At 60.0% G+C, this 25,745-nt stretch carries 20 protein-coding genes and 1 pseudogene; 11 read left to right on the plus strand and 10 right to left on the minus strand.

Translation table 11 applies throughout. From position 1 onward, the window contains the following. Nucleotides 1–32 precede the first annotated feature (32 nt). The 3 genes from AB8A38_RS07380 (at nucleotide 33) to AB8A38_RS07390 (ending at nucleotide 3,523) form a co-directional block, all read left to right on the plus strand. On the plus strand, nucleotides 33–1,871 hold the full coding sequence (locus AB8A38_RS07380) for an IlvD/Edd family dehydratase (RefSeq protein ID WP_439085545.1): 1,839 nt from the start codon (nucleotides 33–35) through the stop codon (nucleotides 1,869–1,871). Between the two features lie 154 nt (nucleotides 1,872–2,025). Next, entirely contained in the window at nucleotides 2,026–2,760 is a 735-nt protein-coding gene (locus tag AB8A38_RS07385; protein WP_439085546.1) for an SDR family oxidoreductase, read from the plus strand. A 16-nt stretch (nucleotides 2,761–2,776) separates the two neighbouring features. Further along, on the plus strand, nucleotides 2,777–3,523 hold the full coding sequence (locus tag AB8A38_RS07390) for an SDR family NAD(P)-dependent oxidoreductase (RefSeq protein WP_439085547.1): 747 nt from the start codon (nucleotides 2,777–2,779) through the stop codon (nucleotides 3,521–3,523). Nucleotides 3,524–3,536: 13 nt separating this feature from the next. On the opposite strand, the gene AB8A38_RS07395 is transcribed toward AB8A38_RS07390, so the two are convergent. The 6 genes from AB8A38_RS07395 to AB8A38_RS07420 all read right to left on the minus strand — a co-directional run bounded on the left by AB8A38_RS07395 (nucleotide 3,537) and on the right by AB8A38_RS07420 (nucleotide 9,311). Next, nucleotides 3,537–4,325 carry an energy transducer TonB family protein gene (locus AB8A38_RS07395; RefSeq protein WP_231080908.1) on the minus strand — a complete coding sequence of 263 codons (789 nt, stop codon included), beginning with the start codon at nucleotides 4,323–4,325 and terminating at the stop codon, nucleotides 3,537–3,539. A 15-nt stretch (nucleotides 4,326–4,340) separates the two neighbouring features. Further along, the gene (gene exbD, locus AB8A38_RS07400) at nucleotides 4,341–4,823 is read right to left on the minus strand and encodes a TonB system transport protein ExbD (protein ID WP_439085548.1); all 483 of its coding nucleotides are present in this window, start codon (nucleotides 4,821–4,823) and stop codon (nucleotides 4,341–4,343) included. 2 nt (nucleotides 4,824–4,825) lie between these two features. Beyond that, nucleotides 4,826–5,755 (minus strand): tonB-system energizer ExbB, encoded by a 930-nt coding sequence (gene exbB / locus AB8A38_RS07405; RefSeq protein ID WP_439085549.1) that lies wholly within the window; start codon nucleotides 5,753–5,755, stop codon nucleotides 4,826–4,828. A gap of 2 nt (nucleotides 5,756–5,757) precedes the next feature. Continuing rightward, nucleotides 5,758–6,447 carry a Fe2+-dependent dioxygenase gene (locus AB8A38_RS07410; protein WP_315841692.1) on the minus strand — a complete coding sequence of 230 codons (690 nt, stop codon included), beginning with the start codon at nucleotides 6,445–6,447 and terminating at the stop codon, nucleotides 5,758–5,760. Nucleotides 6,448–6,459: 12 nt separating this feature from the next. Then, nucleotides 6,460–8,838 (minus strand): TonB-dependent receptor, encoded by a 2,379-nt coding sequence (locus tag AB8A38_RS07415; protein WP_439085550.1) that lies wholly within the window; start codon nucleotides 8,836–8,838, stop codon nucleotides 6,460–6,462. A 233-nt stretch (nucleotides 8,839–9,071) separates the two neighbouring features. Further along, complete coding sequence (locus tag AB8A38_RS07420; protein WP_092151341.1) at nucleotides 9,072–9,311, minus strand: hypothetical protein; 240 nt, start codon at nucleotides 9,309–9,311, stop codon at nucleotides 9,072–9,074. Between the two features lie 338 nt (nucleotides 9,312–9,649). On the opposite strand from AB8A38_RS07420, the gene AB8A38_RS07425 reads away from it, so the two are divergent. Further along, nucleotides 9,650–10,816: an efflux RND transporter periplasmic adaptor subunit gene (locus AB8A38_RS07425; protein ID WP_439085551.1), complete on the plus strand. Its 1,167-nt coding sequence runs from the start codon at nucleotides 9,650–9,652 to the stop codon at nucleotides 10,814–10,816. Between the two features lie 2 nt (nucleotides 10,817–10,818). Next, a complete protein-coding gene (locus AB8A38_RS07430; protein ID WP_439085552.1) occupies nucleotides 10,819–13,962 on the plus strand; it encodes a multidrug efflux RND transporter permease subunit in 3,144 nt (1,047 codons plus the stop codon). Between the two features lie 11 nt (nucleotides 13,963–13,973). On the opposite strand, the gene AB8A38_RS07435 is transcribed toward AB8A38_RS07430, so the two are convergent. After that, nucleotides 13,974–14,699: a spermidine synthase gene (locus tag AB8A38_RS07435; RefSeq protein ID WP_439085553.1), complete on the minus strand. Its 726-nt coding sequence runs from the start codon at nucleotides 14,697–14,699 to the stop codon at nucleotides 13,974–13,976. 188 nt (nucleotides 14,700–14,887) lie between these two features. On the opposite strand from AB8A38_RS07435, the pseudogene AB8A38_RS07440 reads away from it, so the two are divergent. Then, a pseudogene (locus tag AB8A38_RS07440) lies at nucleotides 14,888–15,293 on the plus strand (response regulator). Between the two features lie 4 nt (nucleotides 15,294–15,297). Here AB8A38_RS07440 and AB8A38_RS07445 read toward each other — a convergent pair. From AB8A38_RS07445 to AB8A38_RS07455, 3 genes are all read right to left on the minus strand, one after another. Continuing rightward, a complete protein-coding gene (locus AB8A38_RS07445) occupies nucleotides 15,298–15,624 on the minus strand; it encodes a PilZ domain-containing protein (RefSeq protein ID WP_315841687.1) in 327 nt (108 codons plus the stop codon). Between the two features lie 8 nt (nucleotides 15,625–15,632). Beyond that, on the minus strand, nucleotides 15,633–16,514 hold the full coding sequence (locus tag AB8A38_RS07450; protein WP_439085554.1) for a CheR family methyltransferase: 882 nt from the start codon (nucleotides 16,512–16,514) through the stop codon (nucleotides 15,633–15,635). Between the two features lie 311 nt (nucleotides 16,515–16,825). Continuing rightward, nucleotides 16,826–18,517: a methyl-accepting chemotaxis protein gene (locus AB8A38_RS07455; protein WP_315841685.1), complete on the minus strand. Its 1,692-nt coding sequence runs from the start codon at nucleotides 18,515–18,517 to the stop codon at nucleotides 16,826–16,828. Nucleotides 18,518–19,672: 1,155 nt separating this feature from the next. Here AB8A38_RS07455 and AB8A38_RS07460 point away from each other — a divergent pair. Genes AB8A38_RS07460 through AB8A38_RS07480 form a run of 5 tightly spaced genes read left to right on the plus strand, consistent with a single transcriptional unit; the run spans nucleotide 19,673 to nucleotide 25,725 of the window. After that, the gene (locus AB8A38_RS07460; RefSeq protein ID WP_439085555.1) at nucleotides 19,673–20,812 is read left to right on the plus strand and encodes a thioesterase domain-containing protein; all 1,140 of its coding nucleotides are present in this window, start codon (nucleotides 19,673–19,675) and stop codon (nucleotides 20,810–20,812) included. Continuing rightward, the gene (gene nadE / locus AB8A38_RS07465; protein ID WP_439085556.1) at nucleotides 20,809–21,816 is read left to right on the plus strand and encodes an NAD(+) synthase; all 1,008 of its coding nucleotides are present in this window, start codon (nucleotides 20,809–20,811) and stop codon (nucleotides 21,814–21,816) included. Before AB8A38_RS07460 ends, nadE begins: the two co-directional genes overlap by 4 nt. A gap of 5 nt (nucleotides 21,817–21,821) precedes the next feature. Then, entirely contained in the window at nucleotides 21,822–23,852 is a 2,031-nt protein-coding gene (asnB, locus tag AB8A38_RS07470) for an asparagine synthase (glutamine-hydrolyzing) (protein WP_439085557.1), read from the plus strand. Next, nucleotides 23,852–25,420 carry a class I adenylate-forming enzyme family protein gene (locus tag AB8A38_RS07475; protein WP_439085558.1) on the plus strand — a complete coding sequence of 523 codons (1,569 nt, stop codon included), beginning with the start codon at nucleotides 23,852–23,854 and terminating at the stop codon, nucleotides 25,418–25,420. Before asnB ends, AB8A38_RS07475 begins: the two co-directional genes overlap by 1 nt. Nucleotides 25,421–25,458: 38 nt before the next feature. Continuing rightward, nucleotides 25,459–25,725, plus strand: coding sequence for an acyl carrier protein (locus tag AB8A38_RS07480; RefSeq protein ID WP_439085559.1), 267 nt, complete (start codon nucleotides 25,459–25,461; stop codon nucleotides 25,723–25,725). The last annotated feature ends 20 nt before the right edge of the window (nucleotides 25,726–25,745 follow it).

The following is a 25,745-nucleotide window of genomic DNA, read 5'->3' on the forward strand; positions in this document are numbered from 1 at the left end:
CAGGATATAAAGTGTGCGCTGCGGGAGAAATGATGACCAAGTCGACTTCGTCCACGCCGACTGCGGGGACCTCGCCTGCAAAGGCAACCAAGCGCAAACTTCGTTCGAGCGAATGGTTCAACGATCCCCACAATCCCGGAATGACTGCACTCTATCTTGAGCGCTATCTGAACTACGGCCTGACGCGTCACGAATTGCAGTCCGGCAAGCCGATCATCGGCATTGCGCAGACCGGCAACGACCTGTCGCCCTGCAATCGCCATCATCTCGAACTCGCCAAGCGCGTGCGCGAAGGCATTACCGCCGCCGGCGGTCTGGTGATGGAATTCCCGGTACATCCGATTCAGGAGACCGGGAAACGGCCGACTGCGGCGCTTGATCGCAACCTCGCTTATCTCGGCCTCGTGGAAATCCTGTTCGGCTATCCCCTCGATGGCGTCGTCCTCACGACCGGCTGCGACAAGACGACTCCCGCCTGCCTGATGGCTGCGGCTACCGTGAATTTGCCCGCCATCGTCTTGTCGGGTGGACCGATGCTGAATGGTTGGCACGAAGGCCAGCGTACAGGCTCCGGCACCGTGGTGTGGAAATCACGTGAGCGACTTGCCGCTGGCGAGATCGACTACGAAGAATTCATGACGCTGGTGGCATCGTCCGCGCCGTCGGTCGGCCATTGCAACACAATGGGCACGGCCTCGACGATGAATTCGCTGGCCGAAGCATTGGGCATGTCCCTGCCCGGCTGCGCTGCCATCCCTGCTCCCTATCGCGAGCGCGGCCAGATTGCCTATGAGACGGGCATGCGGATCGTCGACATGGTGTGGGAAGACCTCAAGCCTTCCGACATTCTGACCCGCAAGGCGTTCGAGAACTGCATCGTGGTCAACTCTGCCATTGGCGGCTCGACCAACGCGCCCATCCATATCAATGCGCTGGCGCGTCATATCGGCGTCGAACTCGACATCGATGACTGGCAGAAATTCGGCCACGACGTACCGCTGCTGGTCAACATGCAGCCGGCCGGCTTCTATCTCGGCGAGGAATATCACCGCGCCGGTGGTGTGCCCTCGGTGGTGCGCGAGTTGATGAAGCACAAGCGCATCCACGAGGACGCGATCACCGTGAACGGCAAGACCATGGGCGAGAACTGCGCCGCCTCGCCTAAGCCGGACAACGATGTGATCTGGTCCTATGACAAGCCGCTGGTCGCCGATGCCGGCTTCCTGGTGTTGCGCGGCAATCTGTTTGATTCCGCGATCATGAAGACCTCGGTCATCTCCAAGGAATTCCGTGATCGCTATCTGATCAACCCGAAGGATCTCAATGCGTTCGAAGGCCGTGCCATCGTGTTCGAGGGGCCGGAAGATTATCACGATCGCATCGACGATGCCTCGCTCAATATCGATGAACACTGCATCCTGTTCGTGCGCGGCACCGGACCGATCGGCTATCCCGGCGGCGCCGAGGTGGTGAACATGCAGCCACCGGCAGCACTCATCAAGCGCGGCATCCACTCACTTCCATGCATCGGCGATGGCCGGCAGTCGGGCACATCCGGCTCGCCGTCGATCCTCAACGCGACGCCTGAAGCGGCGGCGAATGGCGGCCTCGCGATCCTGCAGACGGGCGACAAGGTGCGCATCGATCTCAACAAGGGCTCGGCGAATATCCTGATCTCCGACGAGGAGCTGAAGCGACGTCGCGCCGAACTGATGGCCAATGGCGGATTCAAATATCCGGTCAACCAGACGCCGTGGCAGGAGCTCTATCGCAACACCGTCGGCCAGCAGGCCACCGGTGCCTGTCTCGAACTGGCAACGCGCTATCACGATATCGCCGGCAAGGTCGGAACGGCGCGGCATAATCACTAATCCCTCGGTCGTCATTGCGAGCGCAGCGAAGCAATCCAGTCTTTCTTCTTGGCTTCTGGATTGCTTCGTCGCTTCGCACAGGGAAAAGCCTTCGGCTTTTCCCGACCTCGCAATGACGGCGGAGAGTGAATGAAAAATTTCAGGGAGATCTCACATGTCTGACCGCTTGAAAGGCAAACGCGCCTTCGTCACCGCGGGCGCCGTCGGCATCGGCCGCGCCTGCGCACTGGCCTTTGCGCGCGAAGGCGCAACGGTGTTCGCCACCGATATCGACGACAAGGGCGTGGCGCTGCTGACCAAGGATGGTATCGCGGAGACCGCGCGGCTCGACGTGCGCGACACCGCTGCGGTCGAAGCGATGGCCAAGAAAGTCGGCGATGTCGATATCCTGCTCAACGCCGCCGGCTTCGTGCATCACGGCGCAGCACTGGAATGCTCCGATTCCGACTGGGATTTCTCGTTCGACCTCAACGTCAAATCGATGCACCGGACCATCCGTGCGTTCCTGCCCGGTATGCTCGCGCGCGGCAACGGTGCGATCGTCAACATTTCCTCCGCCGCCGGTGTCTTCAAGGCCGCGCCGAACCGCTACGTCTATGGCGCAACTAAAGCCGCCGTCGCCGCCCTCACCCGTGCTGTGGCTGTCGACTACATCACCAAAGGCATTCGCTGCAATGCGATCTGCCCCGGTACGATCGAAACCCCGTCGATGCTCGACCGTGCCGCGGCCGCAGGCCCGAATGGCCGCGAGCTGTTCGTGAGCCGGCAGCCGATGGGCCGTCTCGGGACCGCCGAGGAAATCGCATCCCTCGCCGTCTATCTCGCCAGCGACGAAAGCGCCTTCACCACCGGCGTCGCGCACATCATCGACGGCGGCTGGACGCTGTAACCGAGGACATCGCATCATGAACAAGATCGATCTGAACGGCCGCTACGCCGTGGTCACGGGCGGCGCCCAGGGCTTTGGTCGCGCGATCACCGAACGTTTCGTCGCTTCCGGCGCCAAGGTGGCGATCTGGGATCAGGATATTGACCTGGCCGTAAAAACGGCGAGCGAAATCGGCGACGAAGTGATTGCCCTCAAAGTCGACGTCACCGACGTGGCTTCAATTGACGAAGCTCGCGATGCGACGCTTCAAGAGTTCGGCAAGATCGATATCCTGGTCAACAATGCCGGCATTACCGGATTCAACAAGCCGGTGTGGGAGATCGATTACGACGACTGGCGCAAGGTGATGCGCATCAATCTCGACGGCCCGTTCCTGTGCTGCAAGGCCGTCGTCCCTGTGATGCTGAAGCAGAATTACGGCCGCATCGTCAACATCGCCTCGATCGCCGGCAAGGAAGGCAATCCGAACGCCTCGCACTATTCGGCATCGAAGGCCGGCCTGATCGCGCTAACCAAGTCGCTCGGCAAGGAACTCGCCGGCCACGAGATCAACGTCAACGCCATCACGCCTGCTGCCGCGAAGACGGCGATCTTCGACCAGATGACGGAACAGCATATCAACTTCATGCTGTCGAAGATTCCGAAAGGACGTTTCGTACTGGTGCAGGAACTGGCCGCGATGGCTGCGTGGCTGGCCTCGGAAGACTGCGCCTTCTCGACCGGCGCGGTGTTCGATATTTCGGGCGGACGGGCGACCTACTAAGTCACCCTTCTCGTCAGCCCTTGCCCTTGACGCGGAAGATCACGGGCACGGTGAAGCTCAGGCCGTCGTCGGCGATCAACGGCGGCGGCGCCGGCAGCGGGTCTGAGCGGCGGACCATGGCAACCGCGGCCTCGTCGAATGCGGCGTCACCGGAGCCCTTCACGACTCGCACAGCCAGGACCTTGCCGACGCGGTCGATCTCGAAATTCACCGTCACTTCGGCCGTCTTCTGCTGGCGCTCCTGCGGATAGCGCTTGTTCTTTTCGAGATAGGCGCTGAGCTGCTTGGACCAGATTGTCGATAGGCGTTTCTTATCGGTGCCGATGCCGCCCTGCTGCGCCTGTGCTTTCTCGCCAGCCTTGGAGTCATCGAGCTTCTGCTGCGCGGCGGCCTCCGACGCGACGGATTCCTGCGACGCCTGCTGCTGTTTTTGTGCCTTTTCGGGTGTCTCTTCTTCCGGCTTGGTCGCCTTGCTCTCGGTCACGACCTGATCGGGTTCTTCGCTCTCGTGCGGCGTCTCCTTGGGGAGATCGCTCTGCTTCTCGACAGCCTTCTGCTCCTGAACGGCCGGAGATGCGGTCGAAGCCTCCGAATCCGGGCCCTGCGGAAGATCGGTCGGCTCGACGTCGGGCGACACCATTTCCATCCCGACTTCGATGGCATTGGCGCCGAGGCCGTCGTCGTCCTCTTCCTGCTGCATCTCGAACACAGCCGCAGCGATGCCGCCGACATGCAGAAGCACCGCGACAAGCGCCGCGATCAGCCACAGTCGCCAGGACGACTTTCCATCAAGCTCGGACATAGCGTTTCCGTAACGTCAGGGCTTCGGTGCATCAGGTGCAGCGGTCGGCACCGGCGATGCCGCAGCGCCATCCGGAACACCTTCCAGTGCAACAAGCTTGGTCTTTTGATAGCCACCGGCACGCAGCCGTTCCATCACATCGAAGAATTCGCCATAGGGCACCGCGCGATCGACGCGCAGAAAGATCGGCCGATCCTTGTTGCCATCGCCCATCGCATCGAGCTGACGCACCAGATCGACGCGCTTGACCATGTTCTCGCCAATCGCGACCGCGAGATCCGGCTTGATGCTCACATAAGTCGGCTTGTCCGGCTTCTTCTGCGGCGTCACCGTGGAGGACGGCAGATTGATCGGCAGATCCACCGTCGAGAGCGGCGCGGCCACCATGAAAATGATCAGCAGAACCAGAATGACGTCGATGAAGGGCGTGACGTTGATTTCGTGATTTTCACCGAAATCATCATCGTCGTCTGCACCTTCGGAAAGCGACATACCCATGATTATTCAGCCGCTGCGCGTGCGTGTGAACTCGAATGCGTGCGATCAAGATCGCGTGACAGCAGACGACCGGCGGCGCCCTGCGCACGGCCGACGATTTCCATGTAGGCCTTCGTCACGCGTGAGAAGTGATTGTAGATGATGACCGCCGGGATCGCCGCAACGAGGCCGATGGCGGTCGCCAACAGCGCTTCGGCGATGCCGGGCGCGACGACGGCGAGATTCGTGGTCTGCGACTTCGAGATGCCGATGAAGCTGTTCATGATGCCCCACACGGTGCCGAACAGCCCGACGAACGGCGACGTTGCGCCAATGGTCGCCAGGATGCCCATACCGGTACGCACCTTGCGACCTTCAGCGCGAACGATTTCGCCGAAACTCGACGCGGCGCGCTCCTTGATGCCTTCGTCGCTCGAAATGCCGGCGGACATCCGTCCTTCCCGCATCGCCGCCGCCAACAGGCGCGACAGGATCGTACCACGCTCGCCCAGCGCCATCTGCGCTTCGGACAGCGAACGCGATTCACCGATCTTGCGGAGCGCGCCCTTCAGGCGACGCATGGCCCAGCTCAGTTCCATCATCTTGAAGATACCGACCGTCCAGGTGACGACCGAGGCGAAAGCCAGACCCACCATCACCGCTTTGACGATGATGTCGGCGCCCATGAACATCTTCCAGGGCGACAGATCGTGCTCACCCGTCGCGACCATCGGCCGGGGCGCGGCCTCCGCCACCGGGCTAGCAAGAGCTGTGGAAGCGGCCGGGCTCGCCGCCGGACTGCTTGGCTGTGCAGCTACCGGCGTCGGCGCTGCCACGGGGGCTGCTTGAGTAACCACTGGCGCCGCGGGCTTTGCAGCCTGCTGCGCAATGATTGGCGAAGCAAACGCGACCACTGCCAGCACAGCCAGCGACTTAAGAACGGTTCTAAACAAGCTTATACCTCGGCCCAGTAGCGGATGAGATTATGATAGATGCCCGTCAATTTGACCGTTTCTGGGTCGTCTCTTCCGAGACGTTCAACTAGGCTCTGAATCGCGCTGTCGAGATCGAAGATCATGCTGCGCGCATGAGCATCACGTATCATGCTCTGTAGCCAGAAAAAAGACGCTACGCGCATACCTGCCCTTAGAGGCGTTACAAGGTGCAGACTGGAAGCAGGATAAAGTACGAGGTGGCCGGCCGGCAGCTTCACCTCGTGCGAGCCGTAATTGTCTTCAATGACAAGCTCCCCGCCCTCATATTCCTCGGGCTCGGAGAGAAACAATGTCACGGACAGATCAGTGCGGATACGCATGCCGGTCAGATGATCGCCACGCACTGCATTGTCGACGTGCACGCCGAAGTGATGTCCGTCCGACGAGACGTAGCGATTGAACAGCGGCGGGAAGATATGCAGCGGAATTGCTGCAGATAAGAACCGCGGGTTCGTCGTCAGTGCCGAGATGATGCGATTGCCGAGTGCACGAGCCACATCGCTGTCCGGTGGCAATTGCTCGTTCCTCTTGACCAGTGCCGACTGCGCGCCCGCAGTCGAGCGGCCGTCTTCCCAACCGGCCGCGTCCATGACGCGGCGGAACTCCGCCACATCACTTTTGCTCAGGACATCAGGGATGCAGATCAGCATAACGACAGACGATCACAGTGACCCCATCAGAGTAAACCAGACGGACCGCCCCGGCGCGATGAACGTGAACGGCGTATTGCTGCGATAGAATGCGTCGTAATAGACCGTATCGAAGATATTGTTGACCGATACTTTCGCCTTCAGGTGCTTGTCGAACCTGTACTCTGTAAAGGCGTCAAACCGCCAGTGCGACGGCAACACGTTTCCGTTAACCGCACCGAAAGTGCCACCGTAGATCTGCGAAGCATAGGTTGCTTGCCCGCCAATCTCCCATGGCTCGGTGATCTGATACTTGGTCAGCAAGTTGAAGGATTCGTGCGCGATATTGGCGAGTTGCGCGCCGACCTGCGTCGGATCGATTGACTTCAGTACCCTAGATTCCATGAACACGGCACCGGCGAACATGCTCCAGCGCGGGGTGATCTTGCCGCCCATACCAAGATCGACACCGCGCACGCGATATTGCGCACCAGCAATGATGTCATTTCCGCTTGTTTCGCGAGCATTGCTCTTGACGGTCTCGAACAGCGCCGCGGTGACCAACAGGTGGCGATCGAACAGCTCCCACTTGGTGCCCACTTCCGACGATCGGTTTTCTTCGGGAGCCAAGGCCTGGAAAGTTGTATTGTTGACTACAAGTCCGCCATACGCCGTGCCAGTCGCATCGAGTTCCGCACCGACCGGATTGGACGATGTGGCGAAGGCGCCATACAGGCTGCCATACGGCACCGGCTTCAGGACAGCGCCAAGGTTGTAATTGACCATGCCGGTCTTCACGCCCGTACTTGAAGTCCGGTTAGAGCCGTTGATCTCATAGTCGTCGTAGCGGATGCCCCCGTTGAGGATCACAACGTCCTGGAAGTTCGCCGTATGAATGGCGTAAGCCGCCTTGGTGTCGACGTTAATGTTGGTCGGATTGTTGGCGCGCTGGGGCGCATTGTTGAATGGGAACAGGTTGGGCGGATTGGCGATCGGCACGATGAGCTGGGTACCGGTCAAAATGCCGTTCAGCTCCGACGTAAGCCCCGTATAGTTATCGCGCATAACGCTTTCCTGCGAAATCTCGACGCCGGTCACCAGCGTGTTCTTGATTCCGTAGGCGTCAAACTTGAACGTCGCGTCCGTGACGTTGGCGACCACATCCGTAACCTGGTAGCGGCTCTGCGCGGAGAGCGTCGCAGTAGTTGCCGTGGCGTTGCTCGGCAGTGTTCCAACGTAGTCGAGGATCGAGCGCTCCAGTCGGGTCTTGTTGGTGAGCGTGATATCGGGCGTGATCTTCAATTCGCCGATCACTGTACCGAAATCCTGCCGGGCCTTCTGAAAGTCACGGTTGACGAAGCCGTAATAGGTTTCCCGCGGCACGTTAATGTCGGTAACGGGCGCACGCGCCGTGCGGTTATAGGGTACGCCGAAATCCGGCAGGCCGCTGAGATCTGTGTGGACGTAGTTTGCTGTGACCTTGAAGGCGTCCGTCGGCGTCCATTTCAGAGCGCCGAATGCGCCCCAGCGATCGTCCGTCACGTAGTTCCGGCCAGCCACTTCGGCATCCTGATAAAGTCCGCCGCTACGCAGACTCAAGGTCGGGCTGACGACCTGATTGACGTCAAAGGTAATCCGCTTGGTCTGATCGGTGCCATAGGTCGTTTCGACCTTCTGGAAATTACGGTCACCGGCCTGTTTGGTCACGATATTGATGGCGCCACCTGCCGTGCCACGACCAGCAAAGGACGACGCCGGGCCACGTAGAATCTCGACCTGCTCAGTGAAGAAATTTTCACGAATGCTGATGGCCGGATCGCGCACACCGTCAATAAAGATGTCGTTTCGTGCATCGAATCCGCGGATAAAAAAGCGATCGCCGAAAGCGTTGCCGCCCTCCCCCGTACCGAGCGTGACACCAGCCGTGGTACGCGCGACTTCCTTCAGGCTCGTTGCATTCTTGTCTTCGAGGATTTCCTTGGTCAGCACCGTGACCGTGCGCGGCGTGTCGATCAGCTTTTCGGAGAATTTGGTTCCCGCAAGCCGGTCGCCTTTATAAGGCGCTGCAGCGTCGGCATAGGGATTGGCGTCTGCCGCGAGACCGCCTGCATTCGGATAGGGCACCGGCGCCACTTGCACTGGCTGGCTGCGGCGTGCGGCACGTCGCAGTGCAGTTCCCGCGCGTATCTGATCGGGTGTCGGGCGCACCGCGGGACGGGGCCGCGCGACCGGTGCATCGACCGTCACCGGTGGGAGTACCGATTGCTGGGCTTCCGCGCCGCCGAACGAGGCGACGGCAATCATCCCGGCAACAGCAGAGGTCTTGCGGGCAGAGTGATTGCTATCGGATCGCTCGTTGGTGGTCGCCGTGACGCTCGAACGCAACGACGATGGAATCTTCGCAAAACCCATAAAACCTGCCCCTGCCGTCTCATACGCAGCTAATTCTGCGCCAATTCGACGCAGCGGTAGCTTGGCACTCGCTGGAGCGTCAACACATTCGGGCGGAATCAAGACGATTACACGCTTGAATACATCCAGATAAAAACGATTCTAAACTGGTGTTAAAACCATTCTAATCTTTGACCGCGACCGAGGAGGCGGCGCCACAGATCCGCGGGAAATGCGGCCAATATTGAAATCTTTCAATCCGAGCTCGGCGGCTTCATCAGCGAGAACATCTCGTCGACGGTCTGAAGCGCCGACTGCCTCACCCGATCCGTATTCTCCATCCCGGCGATGTTGATGCCACGCACGACGGCTTTGATCTCGTCCCGATAGTCGGTCAGGAAGCGCAGCGGATCTGGCGAGTCATTGGCCACCCGCGCGATCAATCCGGTAATCAAAATCTGACAGGCGATCATCCGCCCATTCAACTCATCCATGTGCCGCTCCGGATCGATTACATTTACAAGCCGCGATGCCGGCTTCGACGAGGCTATGGCGGATACGACGCGCAGTTACAACACCAGGCGCTTCTCACTGCGCCGATGGATTGTCCAAGACGCCGCATAAAACGAGGCGCAGTGTCCTGTTGGAACGATGCGAGAAATCACGCGTAAATCATGGTGAACATGAAGATTTGGCAATGAAGCACGCGTTCAAGCGGTCGTGTGTTTACAGCATTTGAGTCGAGACCTAGCTGATCAAGAGCCACCCAAGCGGGCGTGCATTGGACGCGCATGTCCGTGTCAGTGGGTGCCAAGAGATTGATGAGATCACCATGACAACGCTTATCCGTTTTCGATGGACCGGGCTGATCGTTCTGGCGCTGCTTGCCGCCGGCGGAACCATCGCATGGCGCCATTACACGACTACCGAAGCACAGCAGGCGAATGCCGACAAACCGCGCGGCCCTGCTCCCGTCCCGGTGAAAATTGCGTCTGTCGAAAAAGCTGATTTCCCCGTTTATCTCGGCGGTTTGGGCACCGTGCAGGGTTTCAATACCGTCGTCGTGCGGACCCGTGTCGATGGTCAGATCGACACCATTGCTTTTACCGAAGGACAGATCGTCAAGGAGGGTGACCTGCTCGCGCAGATCGATCCGCGGCCGTTCCAGGCGGCGTTCGATCAGGCCAAGGCCAAGAAGGCGCAGGACGAAGCCAATCTCGCCAATGCCAATCTGGATTTGCAGCGCTTCACCAAACTCGGCGAATTCGCGACACGGCAACAGACAGACACACAACGCTCCACCGTGCAGCAACTGAATGCACAGATCGCAGCCGATGATGCCGCGATCTCGAATGCGCAGACCCAGCTCGCTTACACCACGATCAAGGCGCCGATCTCCGGCCGCGTCGGCTTTCGTCAGGTCGACAAGGGCAACATCGTCAATGCCGCGACCCAGACCGGTATCGTCACCATCGCGCAGATCGAACCGATTGCGGTGATCTTCACTGCGCCTGAACAGAATCTCGTCGACATCAACCAGTCACTCGCTGCACGTCCGCTCAAGGTGATCGCACTGACGACTGACGGAAAGCGAGTGCTATCGGAAGGCACGCTCTCGGTCGTCAATAATCAGGTGGACACGACCAGCGGCACGATCCGGCTGAAGGCGGTATTCGACAACAAGGACCACGTGCTGTGGCCCGGCCTGTCAGTCTCGACGCGGCTGCTGGTGACCACGCTGAAGGATTCGACCGTCATTCCCGACGACGCCGTTCAGCATGGCGCCGACGGGCTCTACGCCTTTGCGGTTGGCGCCGACAACAAGGCCAAGCTGAAGAAAATCAAGGTCGGCCCTTCCATGGACGGCCGCACCGTGGTCGAGGACGGGTTGAGCGCCGGCGAGCGTGTGATCGTCGCCGGGCAATATAAAGTGCAGCCGGGCGTGCTGGTGGCGACATCGGTCGCAACATCCGCAGCCAGCCCGGCGAAAGGCGAATAGCCATGAACGGAGGAATTTCAGCACCGTTCATTCGCTTTCCCATTGCGACCTCATTGCTGATGGCCGGCATCCTGTTCGTCGGCCTGGTCTCCTATCCCCTGCTGCCCGTCGCGCCTTTGCCGCAGGTCGACTTTCCGACCATCCAGGTAGCCGCCAGCCTGCCCGGCGCCAGTCCCGAGACCATGGCATCCTCGGTGGCGCAGCCGCTGGAGCGACAGCTCGCGCAGATCCCCGGCGTGGCGCAGATGACCTCCACGAGTTCGCTCGGCACATCCGCGGTCACGATCCAGTTCGATCTCAACCGCTCGATCGACGGCGCCGCCAATGACGTGCAAGCCGCGATCAATGCCGCTGGCGGACAATTGCCGAAGACGCTTCCGAGCCCGCCCACCTATCGCAAGGTCAACCCGGCCGACTCGCCGATCATGCTGCTGTCGGCGACATCGGACACGCTGCCCATTACGACGGTCAGCGATAGTGTCGATGCGCAACTGGCGCAGCAGATCAGCCAGATCTCCGGTGTCGCCCAGGTTACGATCGGCGGCCAGCAAAAGCCGGCGATCCGCATCCAGATCGATCCCGCCAAGCTGGTTGCCAAGGGGCTGCAACTCGAGGACATCCGCAGCCAGATCGCGATCACCACTGTCGACAGTCCGAAAGGCAATATCGATGGTGCGACCCGCAGCTACACAATCTACGCCAACGACCAGTTGCCGGAATCGAAAGACTGGAACGACGTCATCATTGCCTTTCGCAATGGCGGCCCGTTGCGGATCAGGGATATCGGCACGGCGGTGACAGGCCCGGAAGACGCCAAGCAGGCGGCCTGGGCCAATGGCAAGCGCGGCGTGTTTCTGGTGATCTTCAAGCAGCCCGGCGCCAACGTCATCGACACCGTCGACAAGATCAAGGCCGAGCTGCCGCGTCTGGTGGCCGCAATCCCGCCGACTGTGAAGATCGAAGTGCTGAGCGATCGCACGCAGACCATCCGCGCCGCCGTGCAGGATGTCCAGTTCACACTGCTGCTGACCATCGCCCTCGTCGTGATGGTGATCTTTGTCTTCCTGCGCAGCGTCTGGGCCACCGTCATTCCCAGCGTGACCGTACCGCTCGCACTGCTCGGCGCCTGCGCGCTGATGTGGGTGTTCGGCTATACGCTCGATAATCTGTCGCTGATGGCGCTGACCATCTCGGTCGGCTTCGTGGTCGACGACGCCATCGTGATGCTGGAAAATATCACTAGGTATATCGAGGAAGGCGAAACACCGATGGCTGCCGCGCTGAAAGGCGCCGGTGAAATCGGCTTCACCATTGTCTCGATATCAGTCTCGCTGGTCGCGGTGCTGATCCCGCTGCTGCTGATGGGCGGCATTATCGGCCGCCTGTTCCGCGAATTCGCTGTGACACTGACCATGACGATTTTCGTCTCGCTGGTGGTGTCGCTGACGCTGACGCCAATGATGGCCTCGCGCTTCCTGCGCGAGGAGAAACACGCCAAGCATGGCCGGCTCTATCAGCTCAGCGAGAATGCCTTCGACGCTCTGCTGCGCGCCTATGAGCGTGGCCTCGACCTCGTGCTGCGCTGGCGCCTGACGACGCTGATGGTGTTCTTCGCTACGCTCGTCCTGTCGGTCTATCTGTTCATGATTATCCCGAAGGGCTTCTTCCCGCAGCAGGACACCGGCCTGATCACGGCATCCTCCGAAGCGTCGCAGGATATTTCCTTCGCCGACATGAAGGTCCATCAGGAAGAACTCGGCAAGATCGTGCAGGCCGATCCCGACGTCGCCAGCGTCGCCATGTCGATCGGCGGCAGCGGCGGCGCGCTCAATACCGGGCGCATGTTCATCACGCTGAAGCCGCGCGACGAACGCTCGGCCAGCGCGCAACAGATCATCACGCGGCTGCGGCCGCAGCTGGAGAAGGTCCAGGGTGCACGGCTATTCATGCAGGCGGCACAGGATATCCGGCTCGGCGGCCGGGCCACCCGCACCCAGTTCGAATACACCCTGCAGGATGCAAACCTGTCCGAACTGAACGAATGGGCGCCGAAGATTCTGGCCAAGATGCAGACGCTGCCAGGTCTACGCGACGTCGCCACCGACCAGCAGACCAAGGGCACGACACTGACGCTGACCATCGATCGCGACAACGCCTCGCGCTACGGCATCCAGCCGCAATTGATCGATGACACGCTGTATGATGCGTTCGGCCAGCGTCAGGTCGCCCAGTATTTCACGCAGTTGAACAGCTACCACGTCATTCTCGAGATATTGCCCGAGATGCAGGGCAAGCTCGATTCACTCGACAAGATCTATATCAAGTCGCCGACGACAAGCGACATGGTGCCACTGTCGGCCTTTGCCAAATGGACGACGGTGCCGGTGCGGCCGCTGTCGATCAGCCATCAGGGACAATTTCCGGCGATCACGATCAGCTTCAATCTGGCGCAGGGTGTTGCGCTCGGACAGGCGACAGATGCTGTGCAAAATGCCATGCAGGATATCGGCGCGCCGTCGACCCTGCGCGGCACCTTCCAGGGCACGGCGCAGGCATTCCAGCAATCGCTCTCGACGGTGCCGCTGCTGATCCTCGCTGCACTGGTGGTGGTCTATCTGATCCTCGGCATTCTCTATGAGAGCTACATCCACCCTCTGACGATCCTGTCCACTCTGCCCTCTGCCGGCGTCGGTGCGCTGGCGATCCTGATGGCGTTCGGTTTCGATTTCAGTCTGATCGCGCTGATCGGCATCGTGCTGCTGATCGGCATCGTGAAGAAGAACGGCATCATGCTGGTAGACTTCGCAATTGCTGCCGAGCGCGACGAGCATCTCGAGCCGGAGGAAGCCATCCGCAAGGCAGCTCTCCTACGTTTCCGCCCGATCATGATGACGACCATGGCAGCGCTACTCGGTGGTGTGCCGTTGATGCTCGGCACCGGCACCGGTTCGGAAATCCGCCAGCCGCTCGGCTATGCGATGGTCGGCGGCCTGATCGTCAGCCAGGCACTGACGCTGTTCACCACGCCGGTGGTCTATGTCTATCTCGACAAGCTTTCCAACATCATGTCGGGCTGGGGACGATCGAAGCGCGACAACGATAACCGGTCGGACAAGCAGATGGTAGCGAAACAGGCCGCCGAATAGCGCAACGCGCGCTATGCGGCCTCTTCGATCCTGGTGCCGATATAGACGGTGTTGGACACTTCCTCGTCGGCGTTCAGATTGTCGAAGGCCACGACATGCGCGGTGACGGCGCCAAAGACACTCTCCATTACGGCCGTGAATGCAGCTTCTGGTGGGTCGTTCGACCACAGCGCAAACACGCCGCCGGGCTTGAGATGCTCCGACAGACGCTGCAGTCCGGCCGCCGTATAGAGCACAGCATGGCTCGGATGCAGCAGGTTGTCTGGCGCGTGGTCGATATCGACCAATATCGCATCGAAGCGACGACCGGGTTCGTCGGGATCGAGATGACCACCCATCGAGGTCGCCATCTCAAAGAAATCGCCATGGACGAGACGGCAGCGCCCGTCCGCCGACAATTCACGGCCGATCGGGATCAGGCCGGCCTGGTGCCATTCGATCACTTCAGGCAACGCATCGACGACAATGAGCGAGCCCACCTTCTCATGCGCGAGAACCGCCTGCGCGGTGTAGCCCAGACCGAGACCGCCAACGACGACATCCAGCCCGCTTCCGGTTAGTGACGCCAGACCGATATCCGCCAGTGCGATCTCGGCAGCCGTGAATGCGCTCGACATCAGAAATTCGTCGCCGAGCTTGATCTCAAAGATATCGATGTCCGTGCCCGGCTTCCGCCGACGTCGCAGGGTCAGGACACCCATCGGCGTCGGGCGATAATCCAGTTCTTCGAACATCATGCTCATATCCGACCATGTACATGACGCGTGCAACCCGGCAACAACGAAATGCCCCAAGTGTGCAAATCTGGACAGACACCTCCGGCGAAATGGCTAAACACTTGGCGTCGTCGGCGATTCGTTGCGTCACGGTTGCGTGTTGCGTGGAGGGTGACTGCAGGCTCACTCCAGCGCGCGGGGGCGCCGCCATGAAACGCATTCTGGTCGTCGACGACGACCCGCTCGTGTCCATGTCATTAGGCTGACACTGGAACGCGAGGGCTTCGAAACCGTCTTGGCCGATGGTGGCGAGATCGGTCTATTGGCGCTGGAAGATACAAGCTTCGATGTGATGGTCGTCGATATCTTCATGCCGCAAATGCGCGGGTTCGAATCCGTGCGCGCGTTTCATCAGCTTAGGCAGGCGTGCCGCTGATCGCGATCTCCGGTTACACTTTCGCGCAATTCACCGCACCGCCCCCCGATTTCCTGCGCATGGTGATTGAGCTTGGCGCCACAAGCTGCCTGCGCAAACCCTTTTCCGCCGCGGCCCTGATCGCAGCCGTCCGCGAGCCTTGCCGACACACAAGCGCCGCAGCCGCTGATGACCGATGACTGATCAGGCGTCGGCCATATCGCCGTGATCGCTCTTCGCCGGCGATTTCTTCTTGCTACCTTTGGTGTTCAGGAAGCGAATATCGATCTGCGCGCCGTTCACTTTGACCAGCTCGCAGCGGCGATAGGCAAGTCCGGTCGATGACAGCAGCAGGAAGAACTCTTTCAGATTGAGGCCCTCGATGGACGTCTCGAGTATCAACTCAGCATCATGACTCGACACGGCCTTCAGCACGCAACTGCGCCGCCATGTGCCGTCGATAGCCATGATCCAGACATTGTAGCCACGCCCGAAAATGACGCGCCCGTTCGTTACAGCTTCTTCTGCCATGACCGCTCCTACGCCCGCATACTGGCGGGAGACGTCTTCAGTCCGGCACCCATATCGGGCACGATCGATGGCGACGCTTGCGCACTCACCGGCAGATAGACACCGCGACGATTGGAGCAAACCCGATAGCGGTCGGTCAGACCGACCACGGTCTCGGCTGCGCCCAGGAACAGATAGCCGTCAGGTTCGCTGGCTTTTGCAAGCCTGCCGAAGATCTCGGTCTTGGTGGCCTGATCGAAATAGATCAGCACATTGCGGCAGAAGATGACGTCGAATTTGCCAAGATGCGCGTAGTCCTGCAGCAGGTTAAACTGCTTGAACTGAACCATCGCGCGGATGTCGGCATTGAGCTGCCATGTCGTGCCAGTCTGCTTGAAGTGTTTCACCAGCAACTGGATCGGCAGGCCGCGCTGCACCTCGAACTGGGTATAGATGCCGGTGCGCGATTTCTCGAGCACTTCGGGCGAGAGATCCGTGGCCACGATCTCGACGCGCCACCCCGTCAGCACGGCGCCGAGTTCCTTCATGATCATGGCGAGCGAATATGGTTCCTGCCCGGTCGAGCCAGCCGCGCACCAGATCCGCAGGCTGCGCTTGCCTGCGCGCGCCTTGATCAGGTCGGGAATGACCGTGTTCTGAAAATGTTCGAACGGGGTCTTGTCGCGAAAGAAGAAGGTCTCGTTGGTGGTCATGGCTTCGACCACATCCGAGATCATCGACTCGGAACCGGCTTTCATCTTCTGGACGAGTTCGCTGATCCCGGCGACACCGGCCTTACGCGCCAGCGGCATCAATCTGCTTTCGAGCAGGTACTTCTTGTCGGCCGATAGCATCAGTCCGGAACGATCTTTCAGGATCTTCTGCAAATACTCATAATCGATAGGGGTCATGGTCTCTTTCTAAGACGCAACGCCGGTCCAAATAACTTGCAGCGACGACTGTATGCCGCTCCGTGCAAAAAGCGCGTACTACAACGATTGCAGTAAATGACTAAGAGATCGCCAAGACGCCGCGGGACGTTACGCGAGATTTGCTGCCTCGGGCACAAAGTCGACAAGCGCGGCAACATAACCGCCGCCCCGCGGTAGCCAGTAACCTGCACAAACAGAGTACACCCAGCGAATGGACGACAGGCGGCGCAACTAACATGAAAAAAGCCGGCGCTCTCGCGCCGGCTTCAATGTCTCGATATCTCGAAGCGTCAGGCCGCGCGTACGGCGTTGAGGAACTTGCTGACCTCGACCTTCAGACGCGTGCTATCCGAAGACAGCGATTGCGCGGCGGAAAGTACCTGCGTGGAGGCCGAGCCGGTCTCGCTGGCGCCACGCTGCACGTCGGTGATGTTCGACGAGACTTGCATCGTGCCCTGCGCTGCCTGCTGAACGTTGCGGGAGATTTCCTGGGTCGCAGCGCCCTGCTCTTCCACCGCCGACGCAATCGTCGAAGCGATCTCGGACATCCGGCCGATGGTGTCCCCGATCTCCTTGATCGCACCGACCGATTCCTGCGTCGCCGCCTGAATTCCGGAGATCTGCGTCGAGATCTCACCGGTGGCCTTCGCCGTCTGCTCGGCCAGCGCCTTCACTTCCGATGCCACCACCGCGAAGCCACGACCAGCCTCGCCGGCGCGCGCTGCTTCGATAGTTGCGTTGAGCGCCAGAAGATTGGTCTGGCCGGCGATGTTGTTGATCAGCTCGACAACGTCACCGATGCGAGCGGCCGCACTGGCAAGCGCGCTGACGCGATCGTTGGTCAGGCGTGCCTGATCGACGGCCTGGTTGGCGATGCTGGCCGATTCCTGCACTTGACGGCTGATTTCGTTCACCGACGAGGCCATCTCCTCGGTCGCCGAAGCAACCGACTGCACATTGGTCGAGGCTTCCTCCGAAGCGGCTGCTACGGTCGTTGTCAGCTCCTGCGCACGTTCGGCAGTCGCGGTCAGCGTGCTGGCAGAGGCTTCCAGTTCGGTCGAAGCCGACGATACCGTCTCGACGATCTCGCCGATCATCGTTTCGAATTCGCGGGTGATGCTATCGACGCGGCGACCGCGCTCGATCTTGGCTTCCGCATCGGCTGCTGCTGCTTCGTCCGCCGCACGCTTGTCGATCAGTGCCTGCTTGAAGATCTGCAGCGCGTCTCCCATCGTGCCGATCTCAGTCTTCATGCCCTGATGCGGCACGATGGCGGTCAGATCGCCCTGGCCCAATGCCTGCATCGGCTTGACGATCGATGCGATGCCGCTGGAGACGTCCCGCACAAGATAGATGCCAATGCCAATACCAAGCATGGCCGAGACGACGAGGATTGCGACAACCATCATGAAAGCAGCGTCGTAATTGGCGAGAGCGTCTGCACCGGCAGTGTCGGAGCCCCTGAGATTGAGCTCGATGTCCTTGTTCAGAAGTTCGTCAGCTTTCAGGCCAATCGGATTCACAGTCTTGGTGTTCAACGTATTGGCTTCCTGTGGCATCTTGCCAGCGCTCTTGCGCGACAGATCCATCACATCGAGCGTGCCCTTCTTGTAGCTATCCCAGAGCTTGCTCCATTCCTCGTAGAGCGCGCGTTCTTCCGGCGAGGTGATCAGCTTCTCATACTTCGCACGGATGCCGTTGTTGCTCGTGACCACCGTCTCCAAGGTCTTCTCATTGGCCAGCTTTTCTTCGAGCGTCTCGGACAGCATGTGCTGACGGATCACATTGCGATAGGTGATCGTGCCCGAGCGCAAATCACCGAGCAGACGAACGCTCGGCAGCCAGCTGGTCTGGATATCCACCGCATTGGCGTTGATCGCCTGCATCTTGCGAACCGCGATCAGGCCGAGACCCGTCATCGCCAGCAGCAAAAATGAAAGAACAATGGTGATCTTGGCGCGAATAGACAGGCTGGCGAGCATGACGAAGGGTCCCTCGGTTTTCGACCGTTGGTCCGCAATGTGCGGGGTGTCGTGGAAATGAAGCAGTCAGCAGAAGTGCAATGGCAGAGCGACGAACACGGGGTTCGATGACTTTCTTGTTATCAAGTCCCGCTCCTGCAATTTGTAGGTATTATGTAAACCGTTGGTAAAGGTGCGACATTCTGACTGGACAAAAATGAACCGAAGCTCTCTTTTTCGATGGCCTGCAATATCAGCCAGTTAAGAGCGATCATCTGAGGTTGATAGCCACGATTTCACTACTTATGGACGCGCGCCTGCGTAGTGCGGGGACGACGTACAACCTCCGGGCAAAGCAGCGAATCAAAATCGCAACTTTTGGTTCCAGCCGCGGACATACCTACCTGAAGTTTATCCGCTCGACGCGGAGACGACGCAGAGCGCGAGCACGCTGAGCGTGCTGGCTGGAGAATCAGGAACATCTGGTCCGGATATTTTCCAGTCAGATCATAGCCGCCCAATTACATCTCAATCCGAAGACAGTAGCTGCGCCCCGTGCCGGTTGATTTGGTAGGTCTGGGACGACATGCAGCTGGGACACCGGAACGTCCTACGATCCCCGGGCAGACTGGCTCTAGGCTGCGCCACAATCTTGATAAGAGTGCGTGCCCCCCCGCAACGGCGGCACAGCAACAGATTGACTGCTGGTAGTTTCGTTGCTCTCACATCGATACCTCCGCAGAGTGAAGTCATCGACTCAAGTCCGGTTGTCTTGCTCCGTTCCACAACTTTTACTATGCGGTACTTCGTTGCAGCGCTTCTGATGATCCCCGACAGCTAGAGTTCCTTCGCCTCAGCTTGGAGCAGGCCGGTCATGGTGAAGGTGCGGTCCTCAGGCACCTTTCTGAACATGTCCCGGACGACATCCTGCCCCAGTCGTCATCACAGCGCTGGGCATTCATATCGAGTCGATGTTCAGCGCAGCGCCTGGCTTGCCACTTTCCTGCAATACGGAACCAAGCCGCCTCAATCATCGCATGCTCGTGAGGACGAGCAGCAATCCCGCCGCGACATAATGGCACACCTTTGTCCCATCTGTCGGCAACGTCCTTCAAACGCAGGATGTCGAAATTTCCATGGCCGGCGATAACAAGTCTTGGGCTCGGCAGGTGACCAATGGCTCGGACTTATCTCCAACCGGAAGTAGCGGAACGACCGGCCGATCCGTTCGTCAACCAGAGGCTGCGGCCGTCGAGGGCGCAGGGACGCGAGCCGACGATCTATCAAATCGTGCGGGATGCCCAGTCCACAAGTTTCAACACTCCCAACATGCCTGAAACCTCGGAGGAAGCCGACGATTTATCAAGGCTGCAGCGGTGCATTCAGGAGATAGAGAGCGCCACCGGGCTGGAGCTCTCGATCGCACACTTCGCGCTCGATATGACAGCCGCGGAGATGGTCAAGGCGATTGTGTCCGGGAAGGCAACCGCCAAAGCCGTGGGCGTGCAAGCCGATCTGCGTCCCATCCTGTTCCTGTTGCCGGGGTCCCTCGGTTACGGTCCGAGCATGGCCGCTTTTGCAGCGGGGCTCGGCAAGATCGCCCGGGTCGTCCCGATCAAATACCCCGACCTGGGGAGCATCCTCGCCGGAAATAACACGGTCGCCTCCATGGCAGATGCCGCGGTGGAGCAAATCCGCCGGAGCCAACCCGTCGGACATGTTCGCCTTCTCGGCCATTCCCTTGGTGGTGTGGTGGCATTCGAAGTTGCGGCGCGGCTGCTGGAAGCACGGCGGTCCATCAAGTTCCTGGGGATTCTCGATACAGCGATTATCAACGAGGGCCGCGATTACCGGGAGACGCTCGCCCGAACGTTGCGGCGGCTCCGCGCCAATCGGGTGAACATTTCGCGGATAGCCTGCCGAGCACTCGCAAAGGTTACGGCAGCAATCGGTGGCGAGGCCCCCCTTACCTGGATGCTTCATCGCTATGCGCGAGGGAAGTTCAACGCCACCTGCTTCCGAATTAGGCTTGAGCTGCAAGAGGTGTTGCGGTCGCGAGCTTTCTACCAATGGCTGGCGTCGCCCAGGTCGTCTTTGCCGATCGGCGCTACACTGTTTCGCTGCAACCGAGATGGAGCGCCGCAATCGCTCGGCTGGGATTGCTCACTCGCAAGCCTGGACGTGATCCCTGTCGCAGGTACGCATATCGAGCTCGTCGTCGAGCCCTACCTCGCCACCAACCTCCCCTTGGTCGAAAGTGCGGTCGTGCAAACCTACACGCCGGCCGAATTTTGCAAGCGGAAAGCGCTGTCATGACCCTTGCTGCGCCCATTCCGACTGCGCGGGAGTTTGGCAATAACGTATTGGCGCTCGATCCCGCTGCCGAAGTCGAGAGGATTGTCCAGACGCTACGCCAGCAGGTCCTGGGCGTGTTAGGGCGCCGCGGCGCCGTCGTTGGTCTTTCCGGCGGCATCGACAGCTCCGTCGTCGCGGCGTTGTGCGTGCGTGCATTCGGCAACGACAAGGTCTTGGGCATCTTCATGCCCGAGCACCATTCTTCGGACGACTCGCTGAGGCTCGGCCGCAGCTGGGCGGCGCAGCTGGGCATCGACACTGCGTTGGAAGACATATCGCCCGCTCTCGAGGGACTCGGCGCCTATCGCCGGCAGATCGAGGCAATCCGGACGGTCGTTCCCGAATATGACGACGGCTGGAAATGCAAGCTGGTGCTACCGTCGGTTTTCGCGAGCAACGGATTGAATATCACCCGTCTCACGGTCCAGAGCCGCGACGGCAACACCCGCACCGTTCGTCTTTCGTCAAACGCCTATCTCCAGATCGTCGCCGCGACCAATTTCAAGCAGCGCGTCCGCAAGATGACGGAGTACTACCACGCCGACCGCCTCCGATACGCCGTCGCCGGCACACCGAACCGTCTCGAGCACGACCTGGGCTTTTTCGTCAAGCAGGGCGACGGAATTGCTGACGTCATGCCGATCGCCCATCTCTACAAGACGCAGGTCTATCAGCTCGCGGAATATCTCGAGGTCGAGGAGGAGATCCAGCGCAGGCCACCGACCACGGATACGTTCTCGATGCCGCAGAGCCAGGAGGAGTTCTATTTTGCGCTGCCTTATCACCAGATGGATCTGTGCCTTTATGCAGTGAATCACAGGATTCCGTCAGACGAGGTCGCAGAGGCTATTGGACTGACAGCAGCCCAGGTCGATTTGGTATTCAGGGATATTGACGCCAAGCGTCGTGTCACGCGCTATCTCCACGCACGCCCCCTTCTCGTCACTCAAGTATTCGAGGACTGACCTGCATGTGCGGTGTCGCGGGCATAGTGTCAGTAAGCGCCGCCGCAGGGCCCCCCTCCCGCGAAGCCTTGATGCGCATGCTCGGCGCGCTGGCCCATCGCGGCCCGGACGAGCGCGGCCTATACCGGGACGAACGCGCGGGATTGGCACATGCCCGCTTGTCCATCATCGACATTTCGAGTGGTCAGCAGCCTCTCGCGGACGCGAGCGGCACGACGTGGATCGTGTTCAACGGCGAAATCTTCAACTATGTTGAGTTGCGTGAGAAGCTGATCAGGCTTGGTTACAGGTTCCGGACCCGCAGCGACACGGAGGTCATCGTCAACGCCTATCGGGCCTGGGGCGAGGACGCCTTCGAGCGGATGACCGGACAGTGGGCGCTCGCGATCTGGGACTCGGTAGCCCGTCGTCTGGTGTTGGCGCGCGATCGCACCGGCATTTGCCCTTTGCATTTCTGCGAGCGCGAAGGTCGACTGTATTTCGCCAGCGAAGTGAAGGCCATCTTCGCGGCGGATGCAGCGATTCCCCGCACCTTCGATCCAGTCGGCATCGATCAGACATTCACGCTCTGGACCGTTGTGCCGCCGCAGAGCGTGTTCCAAGGGATCAAGGAACTCATCCCGGGACATTTCCGTATTTATGAAAACGGCAACGTTCGCGAGAAAGCGTTCTGGAAGCCGCGATATCCCCAATTGTCCAGTTCGCGCGACGGCCAGTTTGCCGGTTCACTCGACGATGCCGTGAAGCAGGTGCGCAGCGCGTTGGAATCCGCGACGTCGCTTCGAATGGTGCGCTCCGACGTAAGCGTCGGCAGCTATTTGTCCGGCGGGCTCGACAGTTCGCTTATTGCGGCGATGGGATGCCACTTCGCCGGCGAACGCTTCCAGACTTTCTCACTGCGTTTTGCTGACGCCGAATATGATGAGACCGAGTTCCAGCGATTGGTCGCCCGTGTCACCGGGAGTGAGCACCATGAAGTGGTGGTTTCGCGCAGCGACATCGCCGAGATCTTTCCGCAGGTCATCTACCACACCGAGCGTCCGATCTTGAGAACGGCGCCGGCGCCGTTGTTCCTGCTGTCGCGCCTGGTGCGCGCCTGCGGCGTCAAGGTTGTGCTGTCCGGCGAAGGCGCCGACGAAATGTTTGCCGGCTACGATCTCTTTCGCGAAGGCAAGGTCCGCCGTTTCTGGGGCCGGCAACCCGCTTCGACACGCCGCGCGCGACTGCTTGAGCGTCTCTATCCTTATCTCACACGCTCGCCGGTACGGCAGCAGGCAATGGCCCGGCAGTTTTTTGGGCGCAATCTGTCGGAGCACGCCGCGCCGGGCTTCGCGCATGACACCCGCTGGCGAACGACCAGCGGCATCAAACGACTGTTCTCCAGCGACATGTGCGCGGAGTCGGCCAGGCACGATGCCGTTTCCGAGTTGATCGCCAGTCTGCCTCCGGAATTCACGCAATGGAGTTCCCTTGCGCAGGATGAATATCTCGAAATCCAGACATTGCTGTCGGGATACCTCCTATCCTCTCAGGGCGACCGAATGCTCATGGCTCATTCAGTTGAAGGACGCTTTCCTTTCCTTGACGAGGACGTTGTCGCGCTGGCGAATTCACTGCCGCCAGCCTACAAGCTCCGCATCCTTGACGAGAAGCACGTTCTGAAGCGCGTCGCAGAGCCGATCGTCCCGTCGGAGATCATCGCCCGCAAGAAGCAGCCGTTCCGCGCGCCCGACGCTCTATGTTTCGTTGGCCGCGATACGCCCGCCTATATCGACGACGCGCTTTCGGAAACGGCTATTCGCGAAGCAAACGTCTTCGATCCTGACGCGGTCGCGCGCCTGCGGAGCAAGTGCCGGACACAGGCCGCAACCGGCAATGGCGATCTATCGAACTCCGACAACATGGCGATGGTCGGCGTGCTATCGACCCAGCTCCTGCACCAACAATTTGTCGCAAGCCGCCCTGGCGGGCGCCACGCTCTGGATCTGACCGTCGATATCGATCGCGAGCACCGGGTTGAGGGGGCCCTTTCCTGATGCATGGTCCCGTACCGCTCCTGCATGATTACCTCATCCATTCCGCCCGTCATCTCGGTGAAAAGGTGGCGCTGGTGTGTGGCAAGCATCGCGTCAGCTATGGTGAGCTGGAGGCGCGCTCCAACGCAATCGCGAATTATCTGGTCGCAAGCGGAGTCGGACGTGGCGATCGGGTGATTATCTTTGCCGACAACACTGTCGAGACCGTTGTCAGTTTCTGGGCTGTGCTGAAGGCGAATGCCGTGGTGTGCATCGTCAATCCGCTCACCAAGCGCGACAAGCTTGGCTACCTGCTTCATGATTGCCAGCCGACGGCACTTATCACCGACAAGCATCTATTTCCGACATTCAAGGAGCCCGCGCAGGCATGCCCGTCGTTGCGCCGGGTGATCGTTTCCGGACCCATCGACGATGCCGAGCTGACGGAGCTGCCCCATGCGGTACGCTGGAGCGAGGCAGGCGCCGCCAGCCACGACGCACCGCCGGCGCGCCGCTGCATCGATATCGATCTCGCGGCCATCGTGTACACCTCCGGATCGACCGGCGACCCCAAGGGCGTGATGCTGACGCACCGGAACATGCTGACCGCATGCACGTCGATCGCCTCGTATCTCGCGCTACGCGAAGACGAAGTCATTTTGAACGTCCTGCCGCTCGCCTTCGATTACGGCCTGTATCAAATGATCATGGCGTTTCGCACCGGCGCGCGGCTGATCCTCGAACGGTCGTTCGCTTTTCCGGCACAGATTCTCGGGCTTATCGCCGAGGAGCGGGTGACTGGCCTGCCCGGCGTGCCGACGATCTTCTCGACGCTGTCGGGGCTCAAGTCGATCAAGGAACACGATCTCTCGAGTATCCGCTATGTCACGAATACCGGAGCTGCGCTGCCGATGAAGCACATTCGTCTGCTGCAGGATCTATTCCCGGATGCGCGCATTTATTCCATGTACGGCCTCACTGAATGCAAGCGCTGCACCTTTCTGCCGCCGGAGGATATCGATCGAAAGCCGTTGAGCGTTGGGATCGCCATCCCGAATACAGAGATGTGGATTGTCGACGAGCGCGACAGACGCGTAGGCCCCGACGTAGTCGGCCAGCTTGTCATTCGCGGCGCGACGGTGATGCGAGGCTATTGGGGCAAGCCGGAGGCCACGGCCAGGAAACTCAAGCCCGGTCCGCTGCCAGGCGAGCAGGTTCTGTACACCGGTGACTACTGCCGGATGGACGCGGAAGGCTACCTCTACTTCGTTGGCCGCAGCGACGAGATCATAAAGTCCCGAGGCGAGAAGATCGCTCCCAAGGAAGTGGAGAACGTACTGATGGATATTCCGGGCGTAAGGGAAGCTGCGGTCATTGGCGTTCCCGACGAGCTCCTCGGGCAGGCGGTCAAAGCGTTTGTCGTCATCGATCAGGGAATAACTCTGAGCGAGAAGCAGCTTCAGAAAGAGTGCCAGCGACGCCTCGAAAGCTTCATGGTGCCGAAGTGTATTGTGATCGTGCCCAGCCTGCCGCGAACAAATACAGAAAAACTCAACAAGAGAGCACTGCAGGAGTCGATATCCGAATGATCCGATCGTGACTTTTCTTTACGCATTGGAGTTGAAACATGCTGCTAGTCAGGGAACCGCTCGAGACCTATCGAAGGCAAGTTCGCGATTTCTTGCTGTCGAACTTCTACGTTGCCCAAGCGAACTCGCTTGAGGTCGACACATCGCTGCTCGACCAGGGCATCATCGACTCGACGGGAGTGCTCGAGGTCATCGGATTCATCGAGGAGACCTTCGGCATCACGGTCGAAGACAGCGAGCTCTTGCCTGAGAACCTGGATTCCATCGAGGGAATTGCACGCTTCGTCATGAGCAAGAAGAGCTGATCTTTTTCTGCAGCGTCCAG

Source organism: Tardiphaga sp. 839_C3_N1_4, from assembly GCF_051811045.1.
Taxonomy (GTDB): Bacteria; Pseudomonadota; Alphaproteobacteria; order Rhizobiales; family Xanthobacteraceae; genus Tardiphaga.

Excerpts from the sequence above, each read along its gene's own strand:
- AB8A38_RS07380 (WP_439085545.1), top strand. The coding sequence starts at position 33 with ATGACCAAGTCGACTTCGTCCACGCCGACTGCGGGGACCTCGCCTGCA.
- AB8A38_RS07385 (WP_439085546.1), top strand. The coding sequence starts at position 2,026 with ATGTCTGACCGCTTGAAAGGCAAACGCGCCTTCGTCACCGCGGGCGCC.
- AB8A38_RS07390 (WP_439085547.1), top strand. The coding sequence starts at position 2,777 with ATGAACAAGATCGATCTGAACGGCCGCTACGCCGTGGTCACGGGCGGC.
- AB8A38_RS07395 (WP_231080908.1), bottom strand. The coding sequence starts at position 4,325 with ATGTCCGAGCTTGATGGAAAGTCGTCCTGGCGACTGTGGCTGATCGCG.
- exbD (WP_439085548.1), bottom strand. The coding sequence starts at position 4,823 with ATGGGTATGTCGCTTTCCGAAGGTGCAGACGACGATGATGATTTCGGT.
- AB8A38_RS07410 (WP_315841692.1), bottom strand. The coding sequence starts at position 6,447 with ATGCTGATCTGCATCCCTGATGTCCTGAGCAAAAGTGATGTGGCGGAG.
- AB8A38_RS07415 (WP_439085550.1), bottom strand. The coding sequence starts at position 8,838 with ATGGGTTTTGCGAAGATTCCATCGTCGTTGCGTTCGAGCGTCACGGCG.
- AB8A38_RS07420 (WP_092151341.1), bottom strand. The coding sequence starts at position 9,311 with ATGGATGAGTTGAATGGGCGGATGATCGCCTGTCAGATTTTGATTACC.
- AB8A38_RS07425 (WP_439085551.1), top strand. The coding sequence starts at position 9,650 with ATGACAACGCTTATCCGTTTTCGATGGACCGGGCTGATCGTTCTGGCG.
- AB8A38_RS07430 (WP_439085552.1), top strand. The coding sequence starts at position 10,819 with ATGAACGGAGGAATTTCAGCACCGTTCATTCGCTTTCCCATTGCGACC.
- AB8A38_RS07435 (WP_439085553.1), bottom strand. The coding sequence starts at position 14,699 with ATGATGTTCGAAGAACTGGATTATCGCCCGACGCCGATGGGTGTCCTG.
- AB8A38_RS07445 (WP_315841687.1), bottom strand. The coding sequence starts at position 15,624 with ATGGCAGAAGAAGCTGTAACGAACGGGCGCGTCATTTTCGGGCGTGGC.
- AB8A38_RS07450 (WP_439085554.1), bottom strand. The coding sequence starts at position 16,514 with ATGACCCCTATCGATTATGAGTATTTGCAGAAGATCCTGAAAGATCGT.
- AB8A38_RS07455 (WP_315841685.1), bottom strand. The coding sequence starts at position 18,517 with ATGCTCGCCAGCCTGTCTATTCGCGCCAAGATCACCATTGTTCTTTCA.
- AB8A38_RS07460 (WP_439085555.1), top strand. The coding sequence starts at position 19,673 with ATGGCTCGGACTTATCTCCAACCGGAAGTAGCGGAACGACCGGCCGAT.
- nadE (WP_439085556.1), top strand. The coding sequence starts at position 20,809 with ATGACCCTTGCTGCGCCCATTCCGACTGCGCGGGAGTTTGGCAATAAC.
- asnB (WP_439085557.1), top strand. The coding sequence starts at position 21,822 with ATGTGCGGTGTCGCGGGCATAGTGTCAGTAAGCGCCGCCGCAGGGCCC.
- AB8A38_RS07475 (WP_439085558.1), top strand. The coding sequence starts at position 23,852 with ATGCATGGTCCCGTACCGCTCCTGCATGATTACCTCATCCATTCCGCC.
- AB8A38_RS07480 (WP_439085559.1), top strand. The coding sequence starts at position 25,459 with ATGCTGCTAGTCAGGGAACCGCTCGAGACCTATCGAAGGCAAGTTCGC.